This window comes from Fodinibius salipaludis, assembly GCF_002287075.1.
GTDB lineage: Bacteria > Bacteroidota > Rhodothermia > Balneolales > Balneolaceae > Fodinibius > Fodinibius salipaludis.
This window is the reverse complement of sequence record NZ_NSKE01000005.1, coordinates 50,610-73,607: the sequence shown is the minus strand read 5'-3', so window position 1 is coordinate 73,607 and position 22,998 is coordinate 50,610. Positions and strand designations below refer to the sequence as shown.

Annotated in this window: 14 protein-coding genes and 1 riboswitch; of the genes, 8 read left to right on the top strand and 6 right to left on the bottom strand. The window is 42.8% G+C overall.

What is annotated here, in order from left to right:
• Window positions 1-10 precede the first annotated feature (10 nt).
• Window positions 11-3,706, bottom strand: a complete 3,696-nt coding sequence (gene metH, locus CK503_RS07855; RefSeq protein WP_095606251.1) for a methionine synthase — start codon at window positions 3,704-3,706, stop codon at window positions 11-13.
• A 166-nt stretch (window positions 3,707-3,872) separates the two neighbouring features.
• Here metH and CK503_RS07850 point away from each other — a divergent pair, with 166 nt between their 5' ends.
• Together CK503_RS07850 and CK503_RS07845 are read left to right on the top strand one after the other, a co-directional pair.
• Window positions 3,873-4,844, top strand: a complete 972-nt coding sequence (locus CK503_RS07850; RefSeq protein ID WP_095606250.1) for a methylenetetrahydrofolate reductase — start codon at window positions 3,873-3,875, stop codon at window positions 4,842-4,844.
• A 111-nt stretch (window positions 4,845-4,955) separates the two neighbouring features.
• On the top strand, window positions 4,956-7,067 hold the full coding sequence (locus CK503_RS07845) for a tetratricopeptide repeat-containing sensor histidine kinase (protein ID WP_095606249.1): 2,112 nt from the start codon (window positions 4,956-4,958) through the stop codon (window positions 7,065-7,067).
• Window positions 7,068-7,143: 76 nt separating this feature from the next.
• Here the strand turns inward: CK503_RS07845 and yaaA are convergent, their stop codons facing one another.
• On the bottom strand, window positions 7,144-7,905 hold the full coding sequence (gene yaaA, locus CK503_RS07840; protein ID WP_095606248.1) for a peroxide stress protein YaaA: 762 nt from the start codon (window positions 7,903-7,905) through the stop codon (window positions 7,144-7,146).
• A 107-nt stretch (window positions 7,906-8,012) separates the two neighbouring features.
• Complete coding sequence (locus CK503_RS07835; RefSeq protein ID WP_176466250.1) at window positions 8,013-8,471, bottom strand: CHRD domain-containing protein; 459 nt, start codon at window positions 8,469-8,471, stop codon at window positions 8,013-8,015.
• A 172-nt stretch (window positions 8,472-8,643) separates the two neighbouring features.
• Here CK503_RS07835 and CK503_RS07830 point away from each other — a divergent pair, with 172 nt between their 5' ends.
• Window positions 8,644-9,657 carry a LacI family DNA-binding transcriptional regulator gene (locus tag CK503_RS07830; protein WP_095606246.1) on the top strand — a complete coding sequence of 338 codons (1,014 nt, stop codon included), beginning with the start codon at window positions 8,644-8,646 and terminating at the stop codon, window positions 9,655-9,657.
• Between the two features lie 3 nt (window positions 9,658-9,660).
• Here CK503_RS07830 and polX read toward each other — a convergent pair whose 3' ends face one another.
• Entirely contained in the window at window positions 9,661-11,424 is a 1,764-nt protein-coding gene (polX, locus tag CK503_RS07825; protein WP_095606245.1) for a DNA polymerase/3'-5' exonuclease PolX, read from the bottom strand.
• Between the two features lie 142 nt (window positions 11,425-11,566).
• Between polX and CK503_RS07820 the strand changes: the two genes are divergently transcribed.
• The 4 genes from CK503_RS07820 (at window position 11,567) to CK503_RS07805 (ending at window position 18,375) form a co-directional block, all read left to right on the top strand.
• Window positions 11,567-12,094, top strand: a complete 528-nt coding sequence (locus tag CK503_RS07820) for a nuclear transport factor 2 family protein (RefSeq protein WP_255233361.1) — start codon at window positions 11,567-11,569, stop codon at window positions 12,092-12,094.
• 80 nt (window positions 12,095-12,174) lie between these two features.
• Window positions 12,175-14,709, top strand: a complete 2,535-nt coding sequence (locus tag CK503_RS07815; RefSeq protein ID WP_095606244.1) for a M14 family metallopeptidase — start codon at window positions 12,175-12,177, stop codon at window positions 14,707-14,709.
• Between the two features lie 220 nt (window positions 14,710-14,929).
• Window positions 14,930-15,574: an energy transducer TonB gene (locus CK503_RS07810; protein WP_095606243.1), complete on the top strand. Its 645-nt coding sequence runs from the start codon at window positions 14,930-14,932 to the stop codon at window positions 15,572-15,574.
• 192 nt (window positions 15,575-15,766) lie between these two features.
• Window positions 15,767-15,862: riboswitch (TPP riboswitch) on the top strand.
• 125 nt (window positions 15,863-15,987) lie between these two features.
• Window positions 15,988-18,375: a TonB-dependent receptor gene (locus tag CK503_RS07805; RefSeq protein WP_255233360.1), complete on the top strand. Its 2,388-nt coding sequence runs from the start codon at window positions 15,988-15,990 to the stop codon at window positions 18,373-18,375.
• A gap of 68 nt (window positions 18,376-18,443) precedes the next feature.
• Here the strand turns inward: CK503_RS07805 and CK503_RS07800 are convergent, their stop codons facing one another.
• Entirely contained in the window at window positions 18,444-19,460 is a 1,017-nt protein-coding gene (locus tag CK503_RS07800; protein ID WP_255233369.1) for a DMT family transporter, read from the bottom strand.
• Window positions 19,461-19,474: 14 nt separating this feature from the next.
• Window positions 19,475-20,020: a DUF2911 domain-containing protein gene (locus CK503_RS07795; protein ID WP_095606240.1), complete on the bottom strand. Its 546-nt coding sequence runs from the start codon at window positions 20,018-20,020 to the stop codon at window positions 19,475-19,477.
• Window positions 20,021-20,262: 242 nt separating this feature from the next.
• Here CK503_RS07795 and CK503_RS07790 point away from each other — a divergent pair, with 242 nt between their 5' ends.
• On the top strand, window positions 20,263-22,998 hold the full coding sequence (locus tag CK503_RS07790) for a PAS domain S-box protein (protein WP_095606239.1): 2,736 nt from the start codon (window positions 20,263-20,265) through the stop codon (window positions 22,996-22,998).

Below are 22,998 nucleotides of genomic sequence, written 5' to 3'. Positions count from 1 at the left end.
TCAATTTCTGTTACTCTGGATCATAATTCAGGTTCGGTCCCAACCAGCGTTCAACTTCTTCGACGTTCATGCTTTTACGTTTGGCATAGTCCTCGATCTGATCTTTCTCAAGATTGCCCACATTAAAATAATCAGATTCGGGATGTGCAAAATACAATCCGCTAACTGAAGCGGCCGGATGCATGGCAAAAGATTCCGTCAGTGTAATTCCTGCTTTATCCTCCACATCAAGCAGATCAAAAAGAATGCGCTTTTCGGTATGGTCGGGCTGTGCGGGGTAACCCGGTGCGGGACGAATACCATCGTACTGCTCGCGGATCAGTGATTTATTGCTGTACGTTTCATTCGGAGCATATCCCCAGATTTTCTTGCGCACTTTCTCGTGCAACAGTTCGGTGAAAGCCTCTGCCAGCCGGTCGGCCAGTGCTTTGGTAAGAATAGCGTTGTAATCATCGTGATCATCCTCGAACTTTTTGACCAGCTCTGGGGCACCAATTCCGGCCGTCACGGCAAAGCCGCCCATATAATCTTTAATGCCTGATGCTTTGGGAGCTACAAAATCTGATAGTGCCTTATTGGGTTGGCCTCGTCGTTTTTGGGCCTGTTGACGCAGCATGTGAAAAGTAGTGAGTACTTCTTCGCGATTATCATCGGTATACAGTTCTACATCATCCCCCACCGAGTTGGCAGGATACAGTCCTAAAACTGCACGGGCTTTAAGCAATTTCTGATCGATAATTTTGTCCAACAGCTCGTTGGCATCATCATATAATTTCCGTGCCTCTTCGCCATATTTTTCGTCTTCCAGGATATCCGGAAACTTGCCCTTCATCTGCCAGGCAATAAAAAACGGTCCCCAGTCAATGTAATTTCGGATTTCTTCCAGCGGATAGTTGTCGAAAACTTTGGTTCCCAATTCGTTCGGTTTGACAATATCAGTCGGGCTCCAGTCAATTTCGGTAGCATTATTACGTGCTTCTTCAATCGGCAAGTAGGTCTTGCGGCTGGAACGTCCCTCGTGCCGTTCACGCAACTTCACGTAATCATTTTTTATTTTCTTAACGAACTCATCATGCAGCGTTTTAGATACCAGGTTTCCCGTGACGGATACACTTCGCGAGGCGTCGAGCACATGTATCACGGGCTGATCGTAATTTGGCTCAATCTTGACTGCTGTATGTGTGCGTGAGGTCGTAGCCCCTCCAATCATTAATGGCTGTTTGAAGTCTTCGCGCTCCAGCTCTTTGGCCACGTGCACCATCTCATCCAGCGAAGGTGTAATGAGTCCGCTTAGCCCGATAATATCAACGTTGTTCTTTTGGGCTTCTTCGAGGATTTTATCAGCCGGAACCATAACTCCGAGATCGATCACGTCAAAGTTGTTACAGCGCAGTACGACCGAAACGATATTTTTCCCGATATCGTGGACATCACCTTTAACGGTTGCCAGGAGTACCTTGGCTTTGGGCTCACTGTTTTGATTCTTCTCTTTTTCTTTTTCAATATAGGGGATGAGATGGGCTACCCCTTTTTTCATCACTCGGGCACTTTTCACCACCTGTGGAAGAAACATCTTGCCCGATCCAAAAAGATCACCGACCACATCCATTCCGGACATCATCGGACCCTCAATTACTTCGATAGGTTGATCGAATTTTTGCCGGGCTTCCTCCACATCATCCACAATATGATCAACAATGCCTTTGACCAGTGCGTGTTCAATGCGTTTTTCGACGGATTTAGTACGCCATTCCTGCGTTTTTTCTTTTGTTTCAGTCTTATCATCCTTTATCTCCTCGGCATAATCCACCAGTCGTTCGGTGGCGTCATCACGGCGGTTTAGGATGACATCCTCAACGAGTTCACGCAGTTTATCGGGAATCTCCTCATAGATTTCGAGCTGACCGGCATTGACAATAGCCATATCGAGTCCCGCTTTGATAGCATGATACAGGAAGACCGAATGCATCGCCTCACGGACTTTATTATTACCGCGGAAAGAGAACGAAATATTGCTGAGTCCGCCACTCACTTTTGCCAGCGGAAGGTTCTCTTTAATCCATTCAGTAGCTTTGATAAAATCTACGCCGTAGTTATTATGTTCTTCGATACCAGTCGCTACCGTCAGAATATTGGGATCCAAAATGATATCTTGGGGCGCAAAGCCAACTTCTTTCGTAAGGATGTTATAGGCTCGTTCAGCTATTTCAATACGTCGCTCGTAGTTGTCGGCCTGTCCTTTTTCGTCGAAGCCCATGACAACCACAGCACCACCAAAGTTGAGAATTTCGCGGGCATGTTCCTTGAATTCTTCTTCCCCTTCTTTGAGCGAAATAGAGTTTACAACACATTTTCCCTGGGCGGCTTTAAGGCCCGCTTTAAGTACCGACCATTTCGAGGAATCGATCATTATGGGGACGCGCGAAATATCCGGCTCGGCGGCTATAAGCTGCAGAAAATCGACCATCACTTCTTCGGATTCGAGCATGCCCTCATCCATGTTGATATCAATGATCTGCGCCCCATTTTCTACCTGTTGACGTGCTACCGAGAGCGCTTCCTCATATTTTTCATTTTTGATGAGTCGCTTGAATTTTCGCGATCCCATCACGTTGGTGCGCTCACCGATATTTACAAAATTGGTTTCGGGACGAACAACCAGCGGCTCCAGTCCGCTTAATCGCAAATACGGTTTTTGCTCGGGGATCTCTCGCGGCTCGCATTCTTTGGCTGCTTCAGCGATTGCTTCGATATGTTCGGGAGTGGTGCCGCAACATCCGCCTACGAGGTTTACAAAATTTGATTCTGCATAGTCCCGCAGCTGGTCGGCCATAAACTCGGGTGTCTCGTTGTAATCACCCATCTCATCGGGCAGTCCCGCATTCGGATAGAGACTCGTGTGGCAGTCCGCAATGTTAGCAAGTTCTTCGATATAGGGACGCATCTGCTTGGATCCGAGCGAACAGTTTAAGCCTACACTAAGCAAGTTCTTAGTGTGTGATACCGAAATCCAGAATGCTTCGGTCGTTTGCCCGGACAAGGTTCGCCCGCTTTGGTCTACGATGGTCCCTGAAATCATTACAGGGATCTCGTTGCCGGTTTCTTCTATATACTTGTGTATGGCGTAAATGGCAGCCTTGGCGTTAAGCGTATCAAAAATGGTTTCAACGAGCAGGATATCAGCACCGCCGTCGACCAATCCGCGAATCTGTTCCGAATATGCTTCTTTTAATTGATCGAATGTAATGGCGCGGTAGCCGGGGTCTTCTACATCCGGTGACAGCGATAGCGTTTTATTAGTAGGACCAATGGCGCCCGCCACGAAGCGGGGCTTATCGGGATTTTTATCCGTAAATTCATTAGCTACTTCGCGCGCATTTTGGGCAGCGGCTACATTAAGTTCGTAGGCCAAGTTTTGCATCTCATAATCGGCCTGCGAAATAGAAGTGCTGTTGAATGTGTTCGTTTCAATGATATCGGATCCCGCTGAAAGGAATTGGCGGTGAATATCTTTGATAATATCGGGCTGGGTAATACTCAGCAGATCGTTATTACCCTTGAGGTCATCAGCTTTGTCGAAATCGGAAAAGCGTTCGCCACGATAGTCGTCTTCGGTGAGGTTGTGATCCTGAATCATGGTGCCCATAGCACCGTCCAGAATCAGTATGCGATCTTTTAGCAGATCAGTTATTTGCTCAAATTTCATGTAAAAACGTCCAGGTAATTGATTATTAGGTACTTGTGGTTGCACAAAAACTTTTCAACTAAGCTACGAAGTGATTACCTTAGACACTGTTAGATTTTCTCTGCGAAAATCGCGTAACCCGCAGAAAAGTTTTTGGATCCCAAAGGTACAAAGAAAAGTATAGTAAATGAAAGTAATTGAACACTACGAAAGAGCAACAGAACCGTTAATATCATTTGAAATCATTCCACCGAAGAGAGGGGGCTCGGTGAATAAGGTTTTTGAGTCGCTGGACAAGGTGATGAAGTACAATCCGCCTTTTATTGATGTGACCTATCACGCGGCAGAATCATATTACGAAGAACTACCGGATGGAACAATAAAGCGGCATATCAAACGAAAACGTCCGGGGACGATTGGTCTTTGTGCGGCGATTAAACATAAATATGATGTAGATCCGGTTCCTCATTTAATTTGCGAAGGATTTACGAAGGAGGAGACCGAAGATGCCTTGATTGAACTTAATTTTCTGGGAATTGATAATGTGCTGGCTATTCGGGGAGATGCACCTGATGATTCTACTCCCCGTATTAAAAATGGGACCTATAATAAATATGCGATTGACCTGGTGAAACAGGTAAAGGGTATGAATCAGGGGGAATACCTGGAGGATATCGTAAATGCTCATGAGACGAACTTTTGTGTGGGGGTCGCAGGGTATCCGGAAAAGCATTTTGAAGCACCCAATCTGGATTTTGATGTAGCAAGGCTGAAAGAAAAAGTTGATGCGGGTGGTGATTATATCGTAACGCAGATGTTTTTTAATAACGATGCCTATTTTCGTTTTGTGGAAAAGTGCAGAGCTGCCGGCATAGAGTGCCCGATTGTACCGGGCTTAAAGGTTCTTACACGTGAGCGACATTTGAATTTCCTTCCGAAGTTTTTTCATCTGAATATTCCGGAAGCCTTATCGAACGAGGTACAAGCGAATCCCGGTAATGCAAGAGAAATTGGTGTTGAATGGGCGGCTCAACAGTGCACCGAGTTGTTGGAGGGCGGCGCGCCGGGCATCCATTTTTATATTATGGGGGATCCTACTCCCGCATTGGATGCGGTAGATAAAATACCGTTGGGCAAGACTGCCAAGGCAGGAACCTAATATTTATTATGGTTTGTTGTTTGGTCTTACAATTAACTTGGGGTTGAATGGTCTTTTCTCAAAAAGAATTCTCTCACTAAATAGAATAGGTTGAAATAAAAAAATAATTGAATGGCCAAGCGATCACCCTGTTTTAGCTTTTCAATAATTCTTTTACTGTTGGTATTATGCTGGCCGGGTTTCGAGGCTTTTGCACAGGATAATCAGCAAGAAGAAATTAAAATAGAAAATGCTAAAACTGACAGTGCCTTAGTTTATTCGTATTTGGAAATAGCTGAAGAGGCAAAGAGAGAGGGAGAAACTCGCAGACAGCGCGATATTTTGAGTGAAGCTCAGCGAGTGGCTGATTCAATATCTGATTCTGATTTATTACAAGTTGTTGAAAAATTTTTTGGAGAGTACTATCTGGAAGCAGGAAGTTACGATTCGGCTCGAGTGGTACTTGAGCAGGCTGCCGAACGATCTTCAATAGATAAAAAAGTGCAAAGCCAGGTCTTAAATCTACTGGCTACGGCTTATCGTTACCAATCGAAGTATCCCGAAGCGATGAATACGTATAATCGGGGATTGTCACTGATTGATTCGTTGGAAAACCCAAAAATATATGCTGCAATCAATTCCAATAAGGCTACTATTTATCAGAACCTGGGTAATCGGAGTGAAGCTATTTCATTGTACCATAAAGGTATCAGGTTTGCTGAGACTGTCGGGGACAGCAGCTTTTTGGCTACGGCCTTAAATAACTTGGGGAATCTTTATTTTGAGGATAAAAATTTCGAGGATGCCTTAACATACCTTGAAGAATCAGTTACGGTTAGTGAAAAGCAGGGATTTCACAACACATTATTGATGGCAAAACATAATTTGGCCAGCACGCAGCGTGATCTTGGGAATTATGATGAAGCGCGTAATTTGTATAGAGAAGCATGGGAAATCCATGATAAAATTCGTCCCGATAATCCTCCTATCCAACTTTTGCATAACATGGGGATGTTTCATTTAAAAAAATCAGAGCTTGATGAGGCAGAGGAACATTTTCAAGAATCATTAGAGTATTCCCAAAAAGCAAGCGTGCCCGCTGGGCTCTTTCATAATTTTGTGGGACTTGGGGATGTTGCGGCTGCTCGCGGGGAGTACTCAGCCTCGACTAATTTTTATAATGATGCCTTTGAGATTGCTGAGAAGGTAGATTCTCCACCATTTAGAATATCGGCCGCAGAAAAACTATATGAAGTATATAAGGAAGAAGGCAATTTTGAACAGGCTCTCAAGTACCATGAGTTAGCCAAACAGGTATCAGACCGTTTAACTGAAGTTCAGAAAGATGAGCAGCTGGCTCTGGCCGAGACAGAATTAGGCTTGCGACAACAGCAAAAAATAAATCAGCTGTTACAGGAAAAACAGGCGCAGCAACAGGCCCGTATTACTGCTCAGAGTTGGCTTATTGGGATGTCAACATTAGTGATTGCGATAATTTTGATTTTAATTTTTGTCCTATATCGATCCAATAGAGAGCGGAAACGGGTAAACAGAGAGCTGGAAGAACTCAATAAGGTTAAAGATAAAATGATGGCCATTATTGCCCATGATTTGCGATCTCCGATGGCTTCTATGAAAGGCGTTTTATATCTGTTAAAGGATGAGGATCTTGAAGTTGATGAGGTCAGGGAAATTGCCTTGGAGCTGGAAATGTCGATCATGGAGAATATTACCATGATGGACAATTTGTTGAGTTGGGCACATAGTCAAATGTCCGGTCTGGAGATAGAGCTGGAAATACTTAATGCTCATGAACTTGTGGAAGATGTATTGGAAAACTGTTCCCTTCAGGCTGAACATAAATCAATATCACTTTCCAATGAGATAGAACCAAACCTGAAGGTTAAAGCAGATTCCAATTTGTTACAGTTGGTTATCCGAAATTTGGTTAATAACGCGATAAAATTTTCGAAAGAGGGTGATGCCGTTACAGTAATGGCGGAGGAGCAAAGTAACATGATAACCTTCAAGGTTAAGGATACCGGTATTGGCATTCCGAAGAAGCAACAATCTGATATCTTTTTGTTGCAGGGAAATTCTCGTCCAGGCACTAATGATGAGACGGGCAGTGGTTTGGGATTACAGTTGTGTAAGGAGTTTGTTGAAGAACAAAACGGAACTATTGACTTGGAGAGTACCGAAGGAGAGGGGACAACTTTTTATGTGACTTTGCCTAAGGGATAATTTATCGAAAGTTTAGTAAGCCTGATTATATTGTAAGGACACGCTGGAGCGTGTCCTTACTTGGTTATAAAATTTATTACCGTATAAAAACCGGTTCTTTTTTATCTTCAGTATGCTCTTCGCTGTAGCTGTAATCATTTCCATTGAAGCCCAGCAAACCTTCGTAGCTATCAACCTTATTTTCGATGAGATAACGAGCCATGGTTCCGCGGTTTTTCTTAGCGTAAAAGCCGATCGTTTTTAAATTCCCGTTTTTAAAGTCTTTGAACTTTGGCTTGATGACATCCACCTTTAACTTATCGGGCTGCAGTGCTTTGAAATACTCTTTGCTGGCAAGGTTGACGAACAGCTCATCATCTTTAAGCTCTTTATTTAAGGCTTCGGTAAGGCTATCGGCCCAAAAATCATATAGCCTGTCGTGTCCATTAACTTGCATTTTGGTGCCCATTTCCAGGCGATAGGGCTGCATCAGATCCAGCGGACGAAGGATACCGTACATCCCGGAAAGAATACGCAGGCTATCCTGGAGCGTATCAATATGGTTTTTATCAATGGAATAAGCATCTAATTCTTTGTACGCCGACCCATTGAAGGCATAGATACATGGGCGGGCGTTATCTTTATTGAAAGGAGTAGAGAACTTTTGGTAACGCTCATAATTCAGATCTGCCAGGTTCTGGCTGATGTCCATGAGATCTTTTAGCTCATCTTTAGATTTTTGAGCCAGTTCATTATTAAGGGTTTCTGCCTCATCTAAAAAACGAGGTTGTGTGGCTTTATCAGTTGGCAGTTCGCTTTCATAGTCCAGTGATTTTGCCGGTGAAATAACAATTTTCATAAAATAATATTGTCAGCGTTTAATATTTGTGTTTTGAATGTGAAGTGTATAACCCGTTTCCTAAAAAAGATCATTCCATGTCATAGAAATAGGGTGGTCAAATATAATCATCCCCCTATGGGACCAATATTTCCGCGTAATTCTCCCTTTTTGTTTTCAAATGAGCTGATATTGATATAAATATCTCCTTTTTTTAACAATGTTTTTTGTGACGGTGAAAGTACAAATCGGTTATCTTTTCCAATGAACTTGCCTCCCGTTTTGTCCTCATTTAACTTTGCTTTTAAACGGTGTAACTGATTGCCGCTCTGTCCTCGAATGGTTACCATCAGATAAGCACCCGAATAATTAGCATTTAAATCTTCAAACTTTCCTTTCACTGTTAATGTATCACCATGTAACGTGACAGTGGCTAAACCCGACCCAGTAGTAGAGACAGGAGGGTTATGCTTATAGCCTGCCAAAATAATCTTTTTGGATTGTTGGGCTTTAATATCGGTTATATCACCTAACATCCAGAATATCCCCAACAGCACCGTAAATGTATAAATCGATAATCGTTTCATAATTTTAATCCTACGTGGTGATGTGTATATAATTAACTCGAAAGATACCTGTTTTATTTTGCAGTTTAAATAGTTCATCAATAATATGTACTATCCAATTTGTGTTGTAAGACTTGTTTTTGAATAAAGAAGGGAACGGATAACTTTTTAAAGTAATATTATTGTTTGTGCTATGGCTAAGAAACCTACCATTTATGAAATTGCCAAAAAAGTTGGTGTGAGTACGGCTACTGTTTCTCGGGTTCTTAATGATTCGCCGCGCGTCTCTGATAAAACAAAGAAACGTATTTTAAAAGCAATGCGCGAAATGAATTATGCCCCGCGGCTAACGGCTCGAAAACTGGCCAGTAGCAAAACAGAACTCCTGGGTGTTGTGGTACCATCATTCACGACTCCCTATTTTAATGAGGTGCTTAAAGGAATCAAGGATGAGATTGGTCGTACCGATCTGGATATGATGATTTATAACACCGGGTCGGATGATCCCGAGAAAGGTCTGAAAGAGTTTTTCGGACGAGGAATAGCTGATGCATTAGTCATTATCTCAATTGATCTTCCTGAACGTATCCACAAACAGTTGCAGGCTACCGAAGTACAAACGGTGCTGGTAAATGCGACTCATCCAGAGTACAGTTATTTTCAGGTTGATGATTATCAAGGTGGTCATCTGGCAGCTGAGCATCTGGTAAGTCAGGGATATGAGTCTATCGGGATTATTTCGGCAGCTGAAGAATCAGCAATGACCAAAGAGCGTACAGGAGGATTTCAAGATTATCTGGATAAGCAGGGCATTGAGATAAAAGATGAACATTTTGTGCGGGGTTCAATTAGCAAGCATGCCGGATTTTCGGAAGAATCGGGTTTCGAAGCCATCCACAAATTTGATAAGCAGGGGGCATTCCCGGAGGCTATTTTTTGTCTGAATGATACCTTGGCTATTGGAGCGATGTACGCCCTTTCTCGGTTAGGTATCAATGTGCCCGAAGATGTGGCTGTTATGGGATACGATAATATAAAGTTGAGCAAATATCTCGACCTTACAACAATAGATCAAAAAATGTACACCATCGGAGTTAAAGCTATAAAGCAGATGACCAAATTAATTGGGGCGGCCGATACTCCTGTTGTACAACAGGTTTCTGATCCTATATTAGTTAAACGTGGCTCGACGGAGAAAAAGTTGTAATGGTTACCGGTGGCTTTGAAACCACTCCATAAGTTCATCAGCACTTTTAGTGTTTAGGATACGCTCTTTCTCAAACTTGGCTTTACGGGCAATACGCACGCCATAGGGAATGTAATCGATGCCTTTTTTACTGTGGGCATCGGGATTAATAGCGGACATCAATCCAATCTCTTTGGCTTTATTACCGTGTCGCCAATCCAAATCGAGGCGGCGGGGATTAGCGTTGATTTCAATGGCAGTGTCATATTCTGCGGCCAGTTCGACAAGTTTATTCATATCCAGGTCGCTGCTGTCGCGTTGTAGTAAAAGTCGCCCGGTAGGGTGTCCCACAATATCGGTATAGGGATTTTCGATGGCATTACGGAAACGGGTCATCATCTTTTCGCGCGACATCCCCAATCCGTTATGTACGCTGGCGATTACAAAATCAAAACCTTCAAGGATATCATCCTCATAATCCAGGCTTCCGTCGTTTAAAATATCCGATTCGATACCCTTAAATATTTTGAAGTCGATACCGTTATCGGCGAGCTCTTTATTGAGCTCATCGATTTCTTTCCACTGCTTTTTTATCTCATCAACTGATAGTCCGCCCGCATAAGCGGCCGTTTGAGAGTGGTCAGTTAACCCTAAATATTCATAGCCACGATCTATACAGGCTTCGGCCATCTCTCTAATCGAAAATTTGCCGTCGCTGTAGGTACTGTGCGCATGAAGAACGCCGCGAATATCGTCATTGGTCACCAAATCCATGGATTTGTGCGATTCATAGAATTCGATCTCTCCGCGATCTTCGCGCAGTTCCGGGGGTACAAAATGAAGATCCAGGTGTTCGTAAATGTCTGTTTCAGAGCTATAGCCTATAGGTTGATCAAAATCGGTGTTACCATCGTCGTCAAGCTTGAAGAGCCCGTATTCATTGAGTGAGAGACCTCGTTCCCGGGCACGTTGACGTAGCACAACGTTATGCTCTTTGCTGCCAGTAAAGTACATCAGAGCAGCGGGAAACTGCTTGGATTTAACGATACGTAGATCAGCCTGACGCCCGTTTTCGGTTCTGATGGAGCTCTTTGTTTCACCGCGACCCAGCACTTCAACGACCAAATCGTGATTTACAAAAGCATCAAATAGATTCGTAATATGTTTTTCATCGGCCCCAATGAGAATATCTACATCGCCAATAGTTTCTTTTGATCGACGGAGCGAGCCCGCAATTTCAATGGACTCAACGCCTTCTCGATCTTTGAGAAAATCATACATAGGTTCTGCAATCTCGGTGGCCTCATCCAGGCGACAACGTTCGTCGAACTGTTCCATCCACTCAATAGACTTTAAAATTTTCTGGGCCGATTTCTCTCCCAGTCCGTCGAGGGATGCTACCCGGCCGTCTTGACAGGCTTCTTTGAGTTCGTCGAGTTCAGAAATACCCAGCTGATCGTGAATTTTAGCGATACTTTTGGGACCCAATCCCGAAATATCCAGCCATTTTATAATGCCCTCGGGGATACGGTCGCGCAGGCTATCGAGTACTTCGATGGTTCCTGTTTGTGCGTACGACTTTATATCTTCGGCAATTGAGTTACCAATACCCTTAATGTCAGTCAGCGAATCATTTTCGATGTAGTCATCAATATCTTCGTTTAGCGATTCGATGGTTTGTGCAGCGCGGTCAAAAGCAATGGCACGGAATCTATTTTCACCGGCAAGCTGCATTAGTTGATAAATTTCACGCAGGCGTTCGGCAATTTCATCATTTGTTACAGACATAAAAAGCAGGTAGTTTTATTCCTAATTTTTGATGGATAAAGGTAATAAATAGCATTCTTCTTTAGCAGTATTTTACTGGATTAATTATTCCTTTTGGCCTTTAATTTTTTATACATTCCACAAAACAAATTTACTCTTTACTATGACAAATAAAACGCTCATTTATATTGTAATCATTCCTGTTCTTTTTATGCTGGTAGCCGGTTGCTCGTCGGGGAATGATCAATCTCGGCAAGTACAGAAAAAAGCTATTAACACCATTTTGGATGACTGGCATTTGGCTGCATCTGAAGCTAATTTTGAGCGCTATTTCATGCACTTTACAGGTGACAGTGCCATTTTTATGGGGACGGATGCCACCGAACGGTGGACTGTTGCTGAATTTAAACCGTGGGCAAAACCGCATTTTGACGACGATCAGGCCTGGGATTTTACGCCTGTTGAACGTCACGTTTATCTTTCGGATAACGAGCAAACAGCATGGTTTGATGAATCGTTGGATACCCCCAATTTAGGTCCGGTGCGTGGATCAGGAGTACTCGTTAGGCAGGAGGAGTCCTGGAAGATTGCTCACTATAATTTGTCGATTCCTGTTCCCAATGCCATTGTAGATACGGTGGTGAAACAAATTGATCGGGCACTGAATGATTCTACCGAACAAACAAACTGAATTCTTTAATCAATTTTTATCACAGATAATGAGTAAGAGAGTTTCTTTTACTCATTTCTTGTTATTAATCTATTAAACCTATGATGAAATTATTGTCCCGCACATTTGCATGTTTTTTTCTTTTTGCAACGTTAAGCGTTACGGTACAAGCGCAAGGTGATATCCAGTCGCCATCCGAATTCCTGGGATATGAATTAGGTAGCCAGTGGACGCCCCATCATAAGGTGATGGATTACTTTTGGCATGTTGCTGAAACATCATCCATGGTGGAAGCCAAAGAATATGGAGAATCATATGAAGGACGGCAGTTAATGCTGGCTTTTGTTTCGAATACCGAAAATATGAATCAGCTCGAAGAGATCCGTACGAATAACTTGAAACGTACGGGATTATTGGATGGTGAGCCTTCGGCAGATACAACGGCAATCGTCTGGCTCAGCTATAATGTGCATGGTAATGAAACCTCCAGCAGTGAGGCGGCTATGAAGACGATTTATGAACTGGTTCACCCCGAGAATGCAGAGACCAAATCGTGGTTGCAGAATACCGTTGTGATTATGGATCCGATGCTGAATCCTGACGGGCGGGAACGTTATGTGAATTGGTTTCAACAGACGGTGGGCGAAGAGTTTAATGCCCAGGTAGAAGCTCGCGAACATCATGAGCCGTGGCCCAATGGACGAACGAATCATTATTATTTTGATCTGAATCGTGATTGGGCTTGGCTAACGCAAAAGGAGAGTCGTCAGCGCGTAGAGGAGTATCAGGAATGGATGCCGCATGTTCACGTTGACTTTCATGAGCAAGGGTACGATTCACCCTACTATTTTGCACCCGCTGCTAAGCCCTTCCACAATGCTATAACTGATTGGCAGTCCGATTTTCAATACGCTATAGGCAAAAATAATGCAAAGTATTTTGATGAAAATAGCTGGCTCTACTTTACACGCGAAGTGTTTGATCTTTTCTATCCCAGCTACGGGGATACCTATCCCACTTTTAACGGAGCCATTGGAATGACCTACGAGCAGGCCGGCCACAGTATGGCGGGTTTGGGAGTCATCCAGGCAGAAGGAGACACGTTAACACTTGATGATCGATTGACCCATCATTTCACGACCGGACTTTCTACAATAGAGATTAGTTCCCAGAATGCAGATAGATTGGTAAGCGAGTTTTCGGACTACTACCGGACGGCCCGGAGTAATCCTCAGGGGGAATACAAAACATTCGTGATTAAGGCTGATAATAATCCCGATAAACTGCAGGCGCTTTTTGACCTGTTGGACGAACACCAGATTGATTATGGAAAAGCAACTCGAGAGCGAACAATGGGAGGATATAACTATCGAACGGGTGGAACAGAACGTATCCGGGTTACTGAGGATGATTATTTGGTGAGCGTGCATCAACCAAAGGGAGTAATGGCTCGTATTTTATTTGAACCTCGTCCTGAGTTGACTGATTCGGTGACCTACGATATTACGGCCTGGGAGCAGCATTACGCCTACGGAATTGAGGGATATGCCCTGAAGCAACAATTGGAGGTAAATGAGACGAGTTTTTCAAAAGAAGATATAGATAATGCGTTTGATGATAAGCCGTATGCCTATTTGGCTCGTTGGGAAGGCTTGGCGGATGTTCAATTGTTGACTGATCTGCTAAAAAATGATATAAAAGTTCGTTTTGCCAGTGAGGAGTTTAAGATTGATGATCGTATGTATGGTCGGGGTACATTGATCATCACACGTGCTGATAATAAAAAAATGGGGGAACGGTTTGACAACTTAGTTCAAAAACTTGCCTCCAAAAATAACCAGCAGATTTATGGAGCCGAAACTGGTTTTGTGCAGTCAGGACCAGATTTTGGATCTTCTTCGGTTCGTTATCTCAAGAAACCGCGCGTAGCTTTGCTGGCCGGTGAGGGGACAAGCTTAAACAGGGTTGGTGAGGTTTGGCACTATTTTGATCGGCAGATCAATTATCCCATCACACTGCTGGATACCGGCTATTTTGATGAGGTGGACCTGGATAACTATGATGTGCTTATTTTGCCATCCGCGTTTGACGGAGATGTACTTGATGATGAGCGATTCCAGGAAGTTCGGGAATGGATAGCATCAGGGGGTAAGCTTATTGCCGTAAAAGATGCTAACAATATGCTTGTTGATAAAGATGGTTTTGGGCTCAAGTGGAAAGAAGACAAAGCGGACTCTACTGCCAAAGCTTCTGATGATAAACTGGACCGTTATGGAGATCAGCAGCGCGAATATATCTCCGGCAGTAATTCGGGATCTGTTTATGAGATATCAATGGATACGAGCCACCCGCTGGCTTTTGGTTATGAGGATAGTTACTTCTCCCTGAAACTTGACGCTGATGCCTATAGCTATCTGGATAATGGATGGAATGTTGGTGTTGCCAAAGAAGATGCCCATATGAGTGGGTTTGTGGGATATAAAGCGGAAGAAGAGCTCGAAAATACGTTAACATTTGGCGTGCAGAATATGGGACAAGGTTCGGTGGTTTATATGGTTGATAACCCCCTGTTTCGTGCTTTTTGGTATAATGGGAAGCTCCTATTTGGTAATGCGGTATTTATGGTAGGGCAGTAATCTCACCCCATCGTATGGCTATGATGGATTAAGGTGTAATGCTTGATTGTTATAAAAGCAGGGAGGCTGAACCTCATCGAATCAGCCTCCCTTTATTATTATTGCATTTCTTCTGGCTCGTCCGAATCTATAATTGATTGGATTCAGCTTTTTATTAGTTGAAATATGCCCATCTTATCTATATAATACTATATATTTAGTATTAAAATATAATAGTTATATGGATTACAAAAAGCCGTCGTATGACTTACGGAATTACTACAGTTTGATCTTACAGTTATCGCTGATTGTTGTGTTGGGGATCTTTATTGGTGCCAGTAAAGTTCAACTTATTTCTGAAGAAAAAGAGGTGGATTTAACTCAAGAGCAAGAGGTGATCGAAATGGAAGAGGTGACGCAAACGAAACAAGAAGAAAAGCCGCCCCCACCGCCTCGTCCCCAGGTTCCGGTAGAAGTTCCGAACGATGAAATTATCGAAGATCAGGATATAAATATTGACGCGGATATCAATATGGATGATCCACTTCCAGAACCCGAAGAGCCTGAAGGCGAAGAGGAAGAAGAATTCTTTGTTGCAGTGGAACAGATGCCAAAAATGAAAGGTGGTCAGGAGTGGCTCTACGATAATATCAACTATCCTGGAATGGCTCGCAAAGCCGGTATTGAAGGTCGCGTTATTGTGCAGTTTATAGTGGATAAAGATGGTCAATCCAAAGATATTAAAGTATTGCGTGGTATTGGGGGCGGTTGTGATAAGGCTGCGATTTCAGTTATTAAGAAAGCAGAATTTGAGCCTGGGCGACAGCGTGGAAATGCCGTACCGGTTCAGATGGCTCAGAAAATCACCTTCGAGCTACAAAATTAGAGAGCCCAAAGTAACTGGAGATTGTTTATGATATTAATTCCATTGATTGCTTAATAGGAATAAACCGCTCGATCAAGCATAGATGCTTAGTTTGCAAGTGAAGGAGGTAGATGTCTATCACAACTATTTTATTTTTCAAACTTAGTTTGAAGATACGAGGCAAGGCCCTTATCTTTGGACTGAATTAAAATCACCCAAGGTTGGGGGTGCTTGCAACAGCAGGCTGAGATCATACCCTGAGAACCTGAACCGGTTAACACCGGCGTAGGGAAACCAGAGCAGGTGAATAGAGTTCTATTCATCTGCCCAATTGATCAGCATTTCTTGCAAGTTCATCTCCCGCTCTTATGAACCTAATAAGACGGAGGAACTTTATGTTTTTCAAATTAATTAAAAGCACAATATTTCTGTGCTTGATTGTTTTTTATAGCTCATCTCTTTTTGCCCAAACAATAACTGGAACGGTAACTGATGCTCAAAGCGGGGAACCGCTGGCCGGTGCAAATATTGTGCAGGTTGGTACGTCAAATGGAGTTTCAGCAGAAGCCGATGGTCAGTTTTCATTGGATTTGATCGAAGATGAAGCTCAAAAGATTTCGGTTTCATTTGTGGGATATAAAACCCAAACCGTTGATCTTATCGAAGAGGAAACCTCGATTAATATTGCACTGGCACCAAAGACCATTATGAGTAATGAGGTTTTTGTAAACGCGCTACGTGTTGATGAAGCCTCACCGATGGCATTCGAAAATATCAGTCGAGAGGATATCGAGCAGCAAAATTTGGGACAAGATATGCCCTATCTGATTAGCAGTACGCCGTCGGTAACCACAACATCGGATGCCGGAGCCGGGATCGGATATACGGGCCTGCGCATTCGGGGAGTGGACCAGGCTCGTATAAATGTGACGGTAAACGGTATTCCCATTAATGATGCGGAATCTCATGGTGTCTTTTGGGTTAATATGCCCGACTTGGCCTCATCGGTAGAAAATATTCAGATTCAGCGAGGCGTGGGTACTTCTACTCAAGGTGCTGCCGCTTTTGGTGCAACCATGAATATCCAAACTTCGCAGATGAGACCGGATGCCTACGGAGAAGTGAATACGGCTGTGGGTTCTTTTAACACCCGAAAAGCAAATGTGATGCTCGGTTCAGGCCTGATGGAAAATGGCTGGCAGTTTGAGGGTCGACTCTCAAAAATTGATTCTGACGGATATATAGACCGTGCTTTTTCAGACTTGAAGTCGTTCTACCTGTCCGGAGCAAAACACGGCGAAAATAGTTTGCTGCGTGTTGATGTATTTTCGGGAGCAGAGGAAACCTATCACGCTTGGAATGGAGTGCCGGAAAGTAGGATTGAAAGTGGAGATCGAACATACAATTCTGCAGGCACTGAAAAACCGGGTCAACCTTACGATAATCAGACTGATAACTATCAGCAGGATCACTACCAGCTGCACTACTCATATCAGTTGAGCAATAATTGGAATGCGAATGCTTCGCTGCATTACACCTATGGACGCGGTTATTATGAAGAATACAAAGCGGATCAGGCATTGCCGGAGTATGATTTTGATCCTATTCAACTGCCGGATACAACCATCTCACAGAGCGATTTGGTTCGCCAACTCTGGCTCGATAATCATTTCTATGGAGGAGTATTTTCAACGCAGTACAACAAGGGGGATCGCTGGTCGCTAACTATCGGAGGTGGATATAATGAGTACGACGGTGATCATTTCGGTGAAGTTGTCTGGGCCGAATTTGCCGGAAGTACGGACGTTGAAAATCGTTATTACAAAAATAATGCCTTTAAAACAGACTTTAACAGTTATGTTAAAGCAAATTATAGTATCACTGATGATTTAAGTGCTTTTGCTGATGCTCAGATTCGTCATATTACCTATGAGTTTTTAGGTAAAGATCGTCAGGCGGCCCCGGGTGGTGGACAACAAGTGGTGAATGTACAGCAAACCGATCGCCTGACATTTTTCAATCCCAAGGCAGGGCTAACATATAGCTTTCAAGATAACCAGCGAGTATATGCCTCAATGAGTGTTGGCAATAAGGAGCCGACGCGTGATGAGTATGTGAACTCTTCACCCGAAAATCGTCCGAAGCATGAAACGCTCTATGATTGGGAAGCTGGGTATAAAGGAGAGTTTGATCGCTTTTTCGTAAAAGCTAATCTGTATTATATGGATTATAAGAACCAGCTAATTCTAACTGGTGAGATTAACGACGTAGGAGCTAACATCCGCCAAAATGTTCCCGATAGTTACCGAGCCGGAATTGAATTACAGGCTGGTATCCAACTTCTTGAAAACCTTGAATGGTCTGGGAATGCTACGTTTAGCCGCAATAAGATTCAGGAGTATACTTATTATCTGGACAATTATGACACCGGTAGTCAGGAAGAAACCACCTATACGGATACTGATATTGCCTTTTCTCCGGGATTTGTAGGTAATTCCTCGTTGCGTTTTACTCATAGGGGATTTTCGACATCGCTGAATACCAAATATGTTTCTAAACAATATTTGGATAACACCCAGACCGAAAGCAGAACGTTAGACCCCTATCTGGTGAACGATTTGCAGTTGAGTTATGACTGGAGCACCACTCCGCTACTGAATAGTCTCGCGGCAACCTTGAAGGTAAATAATATTTTCAATGAGATGTATGAATCCAACGGTTATACCTATGGATACATAGCCGGGGGGGAGCAGCAGTTCTTTAATTTTTATTATCCTCAGGCGGGACGCAATATTCTATTGCAGCTATCGTTTAAATTTTAGAAGATAGTTATGTTTAGATGATTAGTTGAAAGGCGGGCCGAAAGGTCCGTCTTTTTTTTATTATAAAATTAGTTTTCCTGCTTGGTTTCAGTAAAAAACGTCAAGTCTTCTTCTTTTTGTGTAGGTGTTGTGGATGTAGTTCCCGCCTCGTTGTCTATAACCTGAATAAATATTGCACCGGTGATAATAAATATCGCTGAAATTATTTCCATTAGGCTTGGATTTTCACCAATACTAAGCCAGGCGATAACCAAAGCAGCAATTGGCACCATATTACCGTAGAGCACTACTTGGGTGGGTCCCAGTATTTTTAGCGCTCGTACCTTCACCCATTGTCCAACTCCTACGCCGATAGCTCCACCGGCTAAAATAGCGATCCAGGTCCAAAGACCTAACGACATCCAAGTTACTTCAATTAAATCAGGGGTAGCTATGAGGATGTATAACGAACCGCCAATAGCAGTACGTAACGCTACGATAGAAACAGATCCGTATTCGCGTGCCAGAGGTTTTATGGCGTGCAATTCAATAACCGTAAGTGCCAATGCTATGATAAGGATGAGGTCGCCCAGCCAGTATCCCTGTTCCGGACGTAAGCCATCCCAAGCTAAAATAACAGTACCTATAACAGCAAGCAGAACTCCGATATATCCAAAGTTCCCCATTTTTTCGGTTCGAAACAGGTATCCTATGCCCGTACTGATAGCTGGTCCAAGAGCCAGCCAGAGCGAAGCACGTGCACCATGGGTTAATCCTAATCCTTCAATTCCCAGCCAAGGCGCCAGTGTAGCACCAATTACCGAAACAAAAAGGAGCCGGGGCCAGTGATCTCTTTTTATTTTGGGTAAAAAGGCGACTTTGCCCGGGGTATTGTTGCATTCGGTTCGGTATTGCAGGTACATTACCAAAAACATAGCAATGCCTCCCATCGCAAAGCGTGATACGCTAAATGAGATGGGAGACATTTCGGCAAGGGCTATTTCTGCCAGTATAAAATTAGCGCCCCAAAAAAAGACGAATAATACGAGTAGACCGTGATGGGGTAAAGCTTCCCCGTGTACCGATGGTTTAAGAGGATTAGGAATCGAAATAATGCACTCTATATATTAATTGTAAAGGGTACTTTAGTAGTATCCCACCGCAATACAACCGTTGCTGATTCATTTGTAACATCCTCAAAATAGAACAGTAAGCGCTCTATAAAGTCGGTATCCTGTGGTTCTACAGTAAACCTTAGTACATCTTTGGATTTATCATATTGCGTACCCCAGGAGAGTTTCGAATTTATGATTATTGTCCATTTATCTTTTCCGGGTACGGTATAGAGTGAATAGGTTCCGGCTTCCAGCTCATTTCCCTCAATGGTTACGTCATCAGAAACGACTAAAGCTGTAGATTCATTAGCTCCTGTTCTCCAAACCTCACCATAGGGGACCAAATCCCCAAAGATCGTTCGATCATTGACAGCGGGCCGTCCATAGGTTATGGTGATATCGGTGGTGCCAATAGTTTGGCTCACCGTTGCATTGGGACTTGTTCGGGGTTCATCATTGGCACGGTCTTGTGCTAAGGTGCCAATAGTTATGGAAAAGCTCATCAAGACAACAAGCGAAGTCTTAAGTAAAAAAGATGGAATAGTTTTCATAATAATTTTGGTTGGTTAAGAATTGGCGATGCATTCTTTTAACTTAAAATGATAGTAGATCGTTTCTATATAGTTAGCTAAAGTACGATGCTTATACAAGCTTTTAAAATGAAGCCCCTCACCTATTGTGACCATTAATTAATAAATGGATTGTTTTATTAAAAGCTGTTAATTGCTTATATATGTATGAATAAATGGTTTTGGTGGTAGAAATAAATTAGAGAATTAGGATCAGATAGCAGATGCAAGAAAATTCAGGGTTCCGTTTTTCTAAAGGTATAGAAGCTCTCTTTAGTAGTGGAACCGTTATCCTGTTTACTTGTGCTGCTACTTCAGATTTTCCAATCCTATCGGTTAGTCAGAACTCAAAGAAGATTTTAGGGTTTACGCCTTCCTATTTTATTGAACACGAAAACGGATGGTCTGGTCGGATTCATCCAGATGACAAAGAAGAAGTTTTCGATCAGTTTTCCAAAGTAATTGAGGAGGGAGGGGGAGCAATTAACGAGTATCGTTTTAAGACAAAACGAGGAGATTATATTTGGCTGCGCGATGAAATAAAAGTTATTGAGAATGAAGATGGTGATGAACTTATTTATGGTTCCTCAATAGATATTACCGGACGAAAGAAAGCAGAAATAACCCTCAAAGAGAATAAAACCGAGGAACTAAAGCAGGAAATCGCTCGCCGAACCCAGGCAGAAGAAGAATTGCAGAAACGGCTCGCATATGAGAAAGTAATCTCAAAATGTTCAAAACTGTTGTTGAAAAGTAACTCTACTGAAGCTCTGAAAAAAAGCTTGGAATTGCTTCAGGAGGTTACTGAAACCGACCGTGTTTTTATATACAAAAATAAAGAGATTGAGCCCGATTTGTACTTGGATCCGGTATTAGAAGTGACCAAAACCGGAGTTGAGCCCATTGTAGATCAATTAGACCGCAAATTTAAATACTCCGATGTTCCGTGGTTGTATAAAAGGTTGTCATCATTGCAAAAAGTGCATGCCCAAATTGATGAACTGCCGGAGCCTGAACGATCTATTTTACAAGATCAGCAGGTGCAGTCAATTTTGATTGTCCCCTTTACTATAGAAGATGAATGGAAGGGGTATGTTGGATTTGCCGATACGCGGAAGAAAAGAAAATGGGATGATGAAGAAATTTCATTGCTGGAGACAACATCACGGCTTATAGCCGCTTTTGAGAAACGGAAAATTATTGAGGAGTCGCTGGTTGAACAGCGGAACTATACCAATACTATTTTAAATAATCTTCCGAGTATTTATCTGCTGTTGGATGAGGACTTGGAGTTTGTACAGTGGAATGATTCTGCCGAGCAGTATAGCGGATTTGGAGGGGATGAACTTAAAACAAAAACGGTTTTTGATCTTATTAAACCCGGGCATCATGATTTGCTGAAGGAAGCAGTAGATCAGGCACGAGAACAACAGGGAAGGGGCACTGAATTAGATATTCGGACAAAATCGGGTGAAACGATCCCCTTTTTCTGGCATGGCTACTTTATAGAACTTGATAATGAGCAGTATTTCTTGTGTGTTGGTATTGATATTACGCAGCAAAAAGAAACCGAGGTGGAGTTGCGACATGAAAAACGATTTAACGAAGCCTTGTTAGAAAGCCTGCCGGGTATCTTCTATATGTTTGATGAGGAAGGAGAATTTCACCGCTGGAATCAAAATTTTCTTGATCAAATAGGTTATTCAGAGGAAGATATGCAGCAGGTTACACCGGATGATTTCTTAGGTGAAGAAGAATTAGGGGTCGCACAAAGAGCAATCGAGAGAGTGTTTGAAGATGGACATTCAGAGGTGGAAACGAAGCTTAAGACAAAAAATGGCAAAAAGGTACCATATTATTTAACGGGTAAATTATTTGAGCGAGATGGTAATAACTATTTGATTGGCGTTGGTCATGATATGTCGGAGCAAGTCAAAGCGCGGGAAAAATTACGTAAAAGTGAGAAGCTTTTTCGTAATCTGTTTTTGAATGCACCGGCTGGCATTGTAATGGTTGGACCCGAAAATGAAGTGCTGGATGTAAATAGGAGCTTTGAAAATATGTTTGGGTTCAATAAGGAAGAGCTCAAGGGTAAAGATGTTGATGAGTTTATTGTGCCAGAAGAAGAGCGTGAAGAAGTCCCCCGAATGCCATTAAAGAAGTATGCTTCTGAAAGTTTTCACAGGGAGGCCAAGCGTTTGAATAAAGACGGAGATCTTATCGACGTATTTATTGCGGTGATACCGGTTTATATTGATGATGAGCCCATTGCCGGTTTTGGAATGTATATCGATATTACGGAAGAAAAGCAGTATGAAAAGGAAATTTCCAGCTCACTTAAAGAAAAGAAAGTGATGCTGAAAGAAATTCATCATCGGGTAAAAAATAATCTGGCTATTGTGTCCGGTTTACTTCAGCTACAAATGTATGAGACAGATAACCCACTACTCCGTGATACACTGGAGGAAAGTGAGCGCCGTATTCAAACGATGGCGCTTATTCATGAGCAGCTCTACAGTTCCGAAAGCCTGGGAAGTATCTCCTGCGATACCTATATCGGTGATCTCGTAGAGACTATTCGAAATACTATTGGTTCGAATCGAGAAGTTGATGTGACTACTGATATCGAAAGTATAGAGTTGAATATTGAACAGGCAGTGCCCTTTGCACTTTTAGTAAACGAAGTGGTTACCAACTCATTTAAGCATGCTTTTGATGGAGATAGGGATAATGTTATCACTATTCGGATAACGGAGGAAAAAGGACAGGTCCATGCTCGGTTAAGTGATAATGGCAAAGGTCTGCCCGATGATCTGGACCCCGAAATGAGTGATACGCTGGGGATGAGTCTGATTGATAACTTTGCCCAACAGTTAGAAGCGAAGTGGGAAATGGGCAGTGATAATGGGACTTATATTAAATTACAGTTTAATATTAATGCCGAGAAGAGTTCAGCGTAA

Bases quoted from the DNA above. Each gene is read 5' to 3' on its own strand.
- yaaA (WP_095606248.1), bottom strand. From the start codon at position 7,905: ATGAAAATTGTTATTTCACCGGCAAAATCACTGGACTATGAAAGCGAA.
- CK503_RS07790 (WP_095606239.1), top strand. From the start codon at position 20,263: ATGCAAGAAAATTCAGGGTTCCGTTTTTCTAAAGGTATAGAAGCTCTC.
- CK503_RS07835 (WP_176466250.1), bottom strand. From the start codon at position 8,471: ATGAAACGATTATCGATTTATACATTTACGGTGCTGTTGGGGATATTC.
- CK503_RS07810 (WP_095606243.1), top strand. From the start codon at position 14,930: ATGGATTACAAAAAGCCGTCGTATGACTTACGGAATTACTACAGTTTG.
- CK503_RS07845 (WP_095606249.1), top strand. From the start codon at position 4,956: ATGGCCAAGCGATCACCCTGTTTTAGCTTTTCAATAATTCTTTTACTG.
- CK503_RS07830 (WP_095606246.1), top strand. From the start codon at position 8,644: ATGGCTAAGAAACCTACCATTTATGAAATTGCCAAAAAAGTTGGTGTG.
- CK503_RS07820 (WP_255233361.1), top strand. From the start codon at position 11,567: ATGACAAATAAAACGCTCATTTATATTGTAATCATTCCTGTTCTTTTT.
- CK503_RS07795 (WP_095606240.1), bottom strand. From the start codon at position 20,020: ATGAAAACTATTCCATCTTTTTTACTTAAGACTTCGCTTGTTGTCTTG.
- CK503_RS07850 (WP_095606250.1), top strand. From the start codon at position 3,873: ATGAAAGTAATTGAACACTACGAAAGAGCAACAGAACCGTTAATATCA.
- polX (WP_095606245.1), bottom strand. From the start codon at position 11,424: ATGTCTGTAACAAATGATGAAATTGCCGAACGCCTGCGTGAAATTTAT.
- CK503_RS07815 (WP_095606244.1), top strand. From the start codon at position 12,175: ATGATGAAATTATTGTCCCGCACATTTGCATGTTTTTTTCTTTTTGCA.
- metH (WP_095606251.1), bottom strand. From the start codon at position 3,706: ATGAAATTTGAGCAAATAACTGATCTGCTAAAAGATCGCATACTGATT.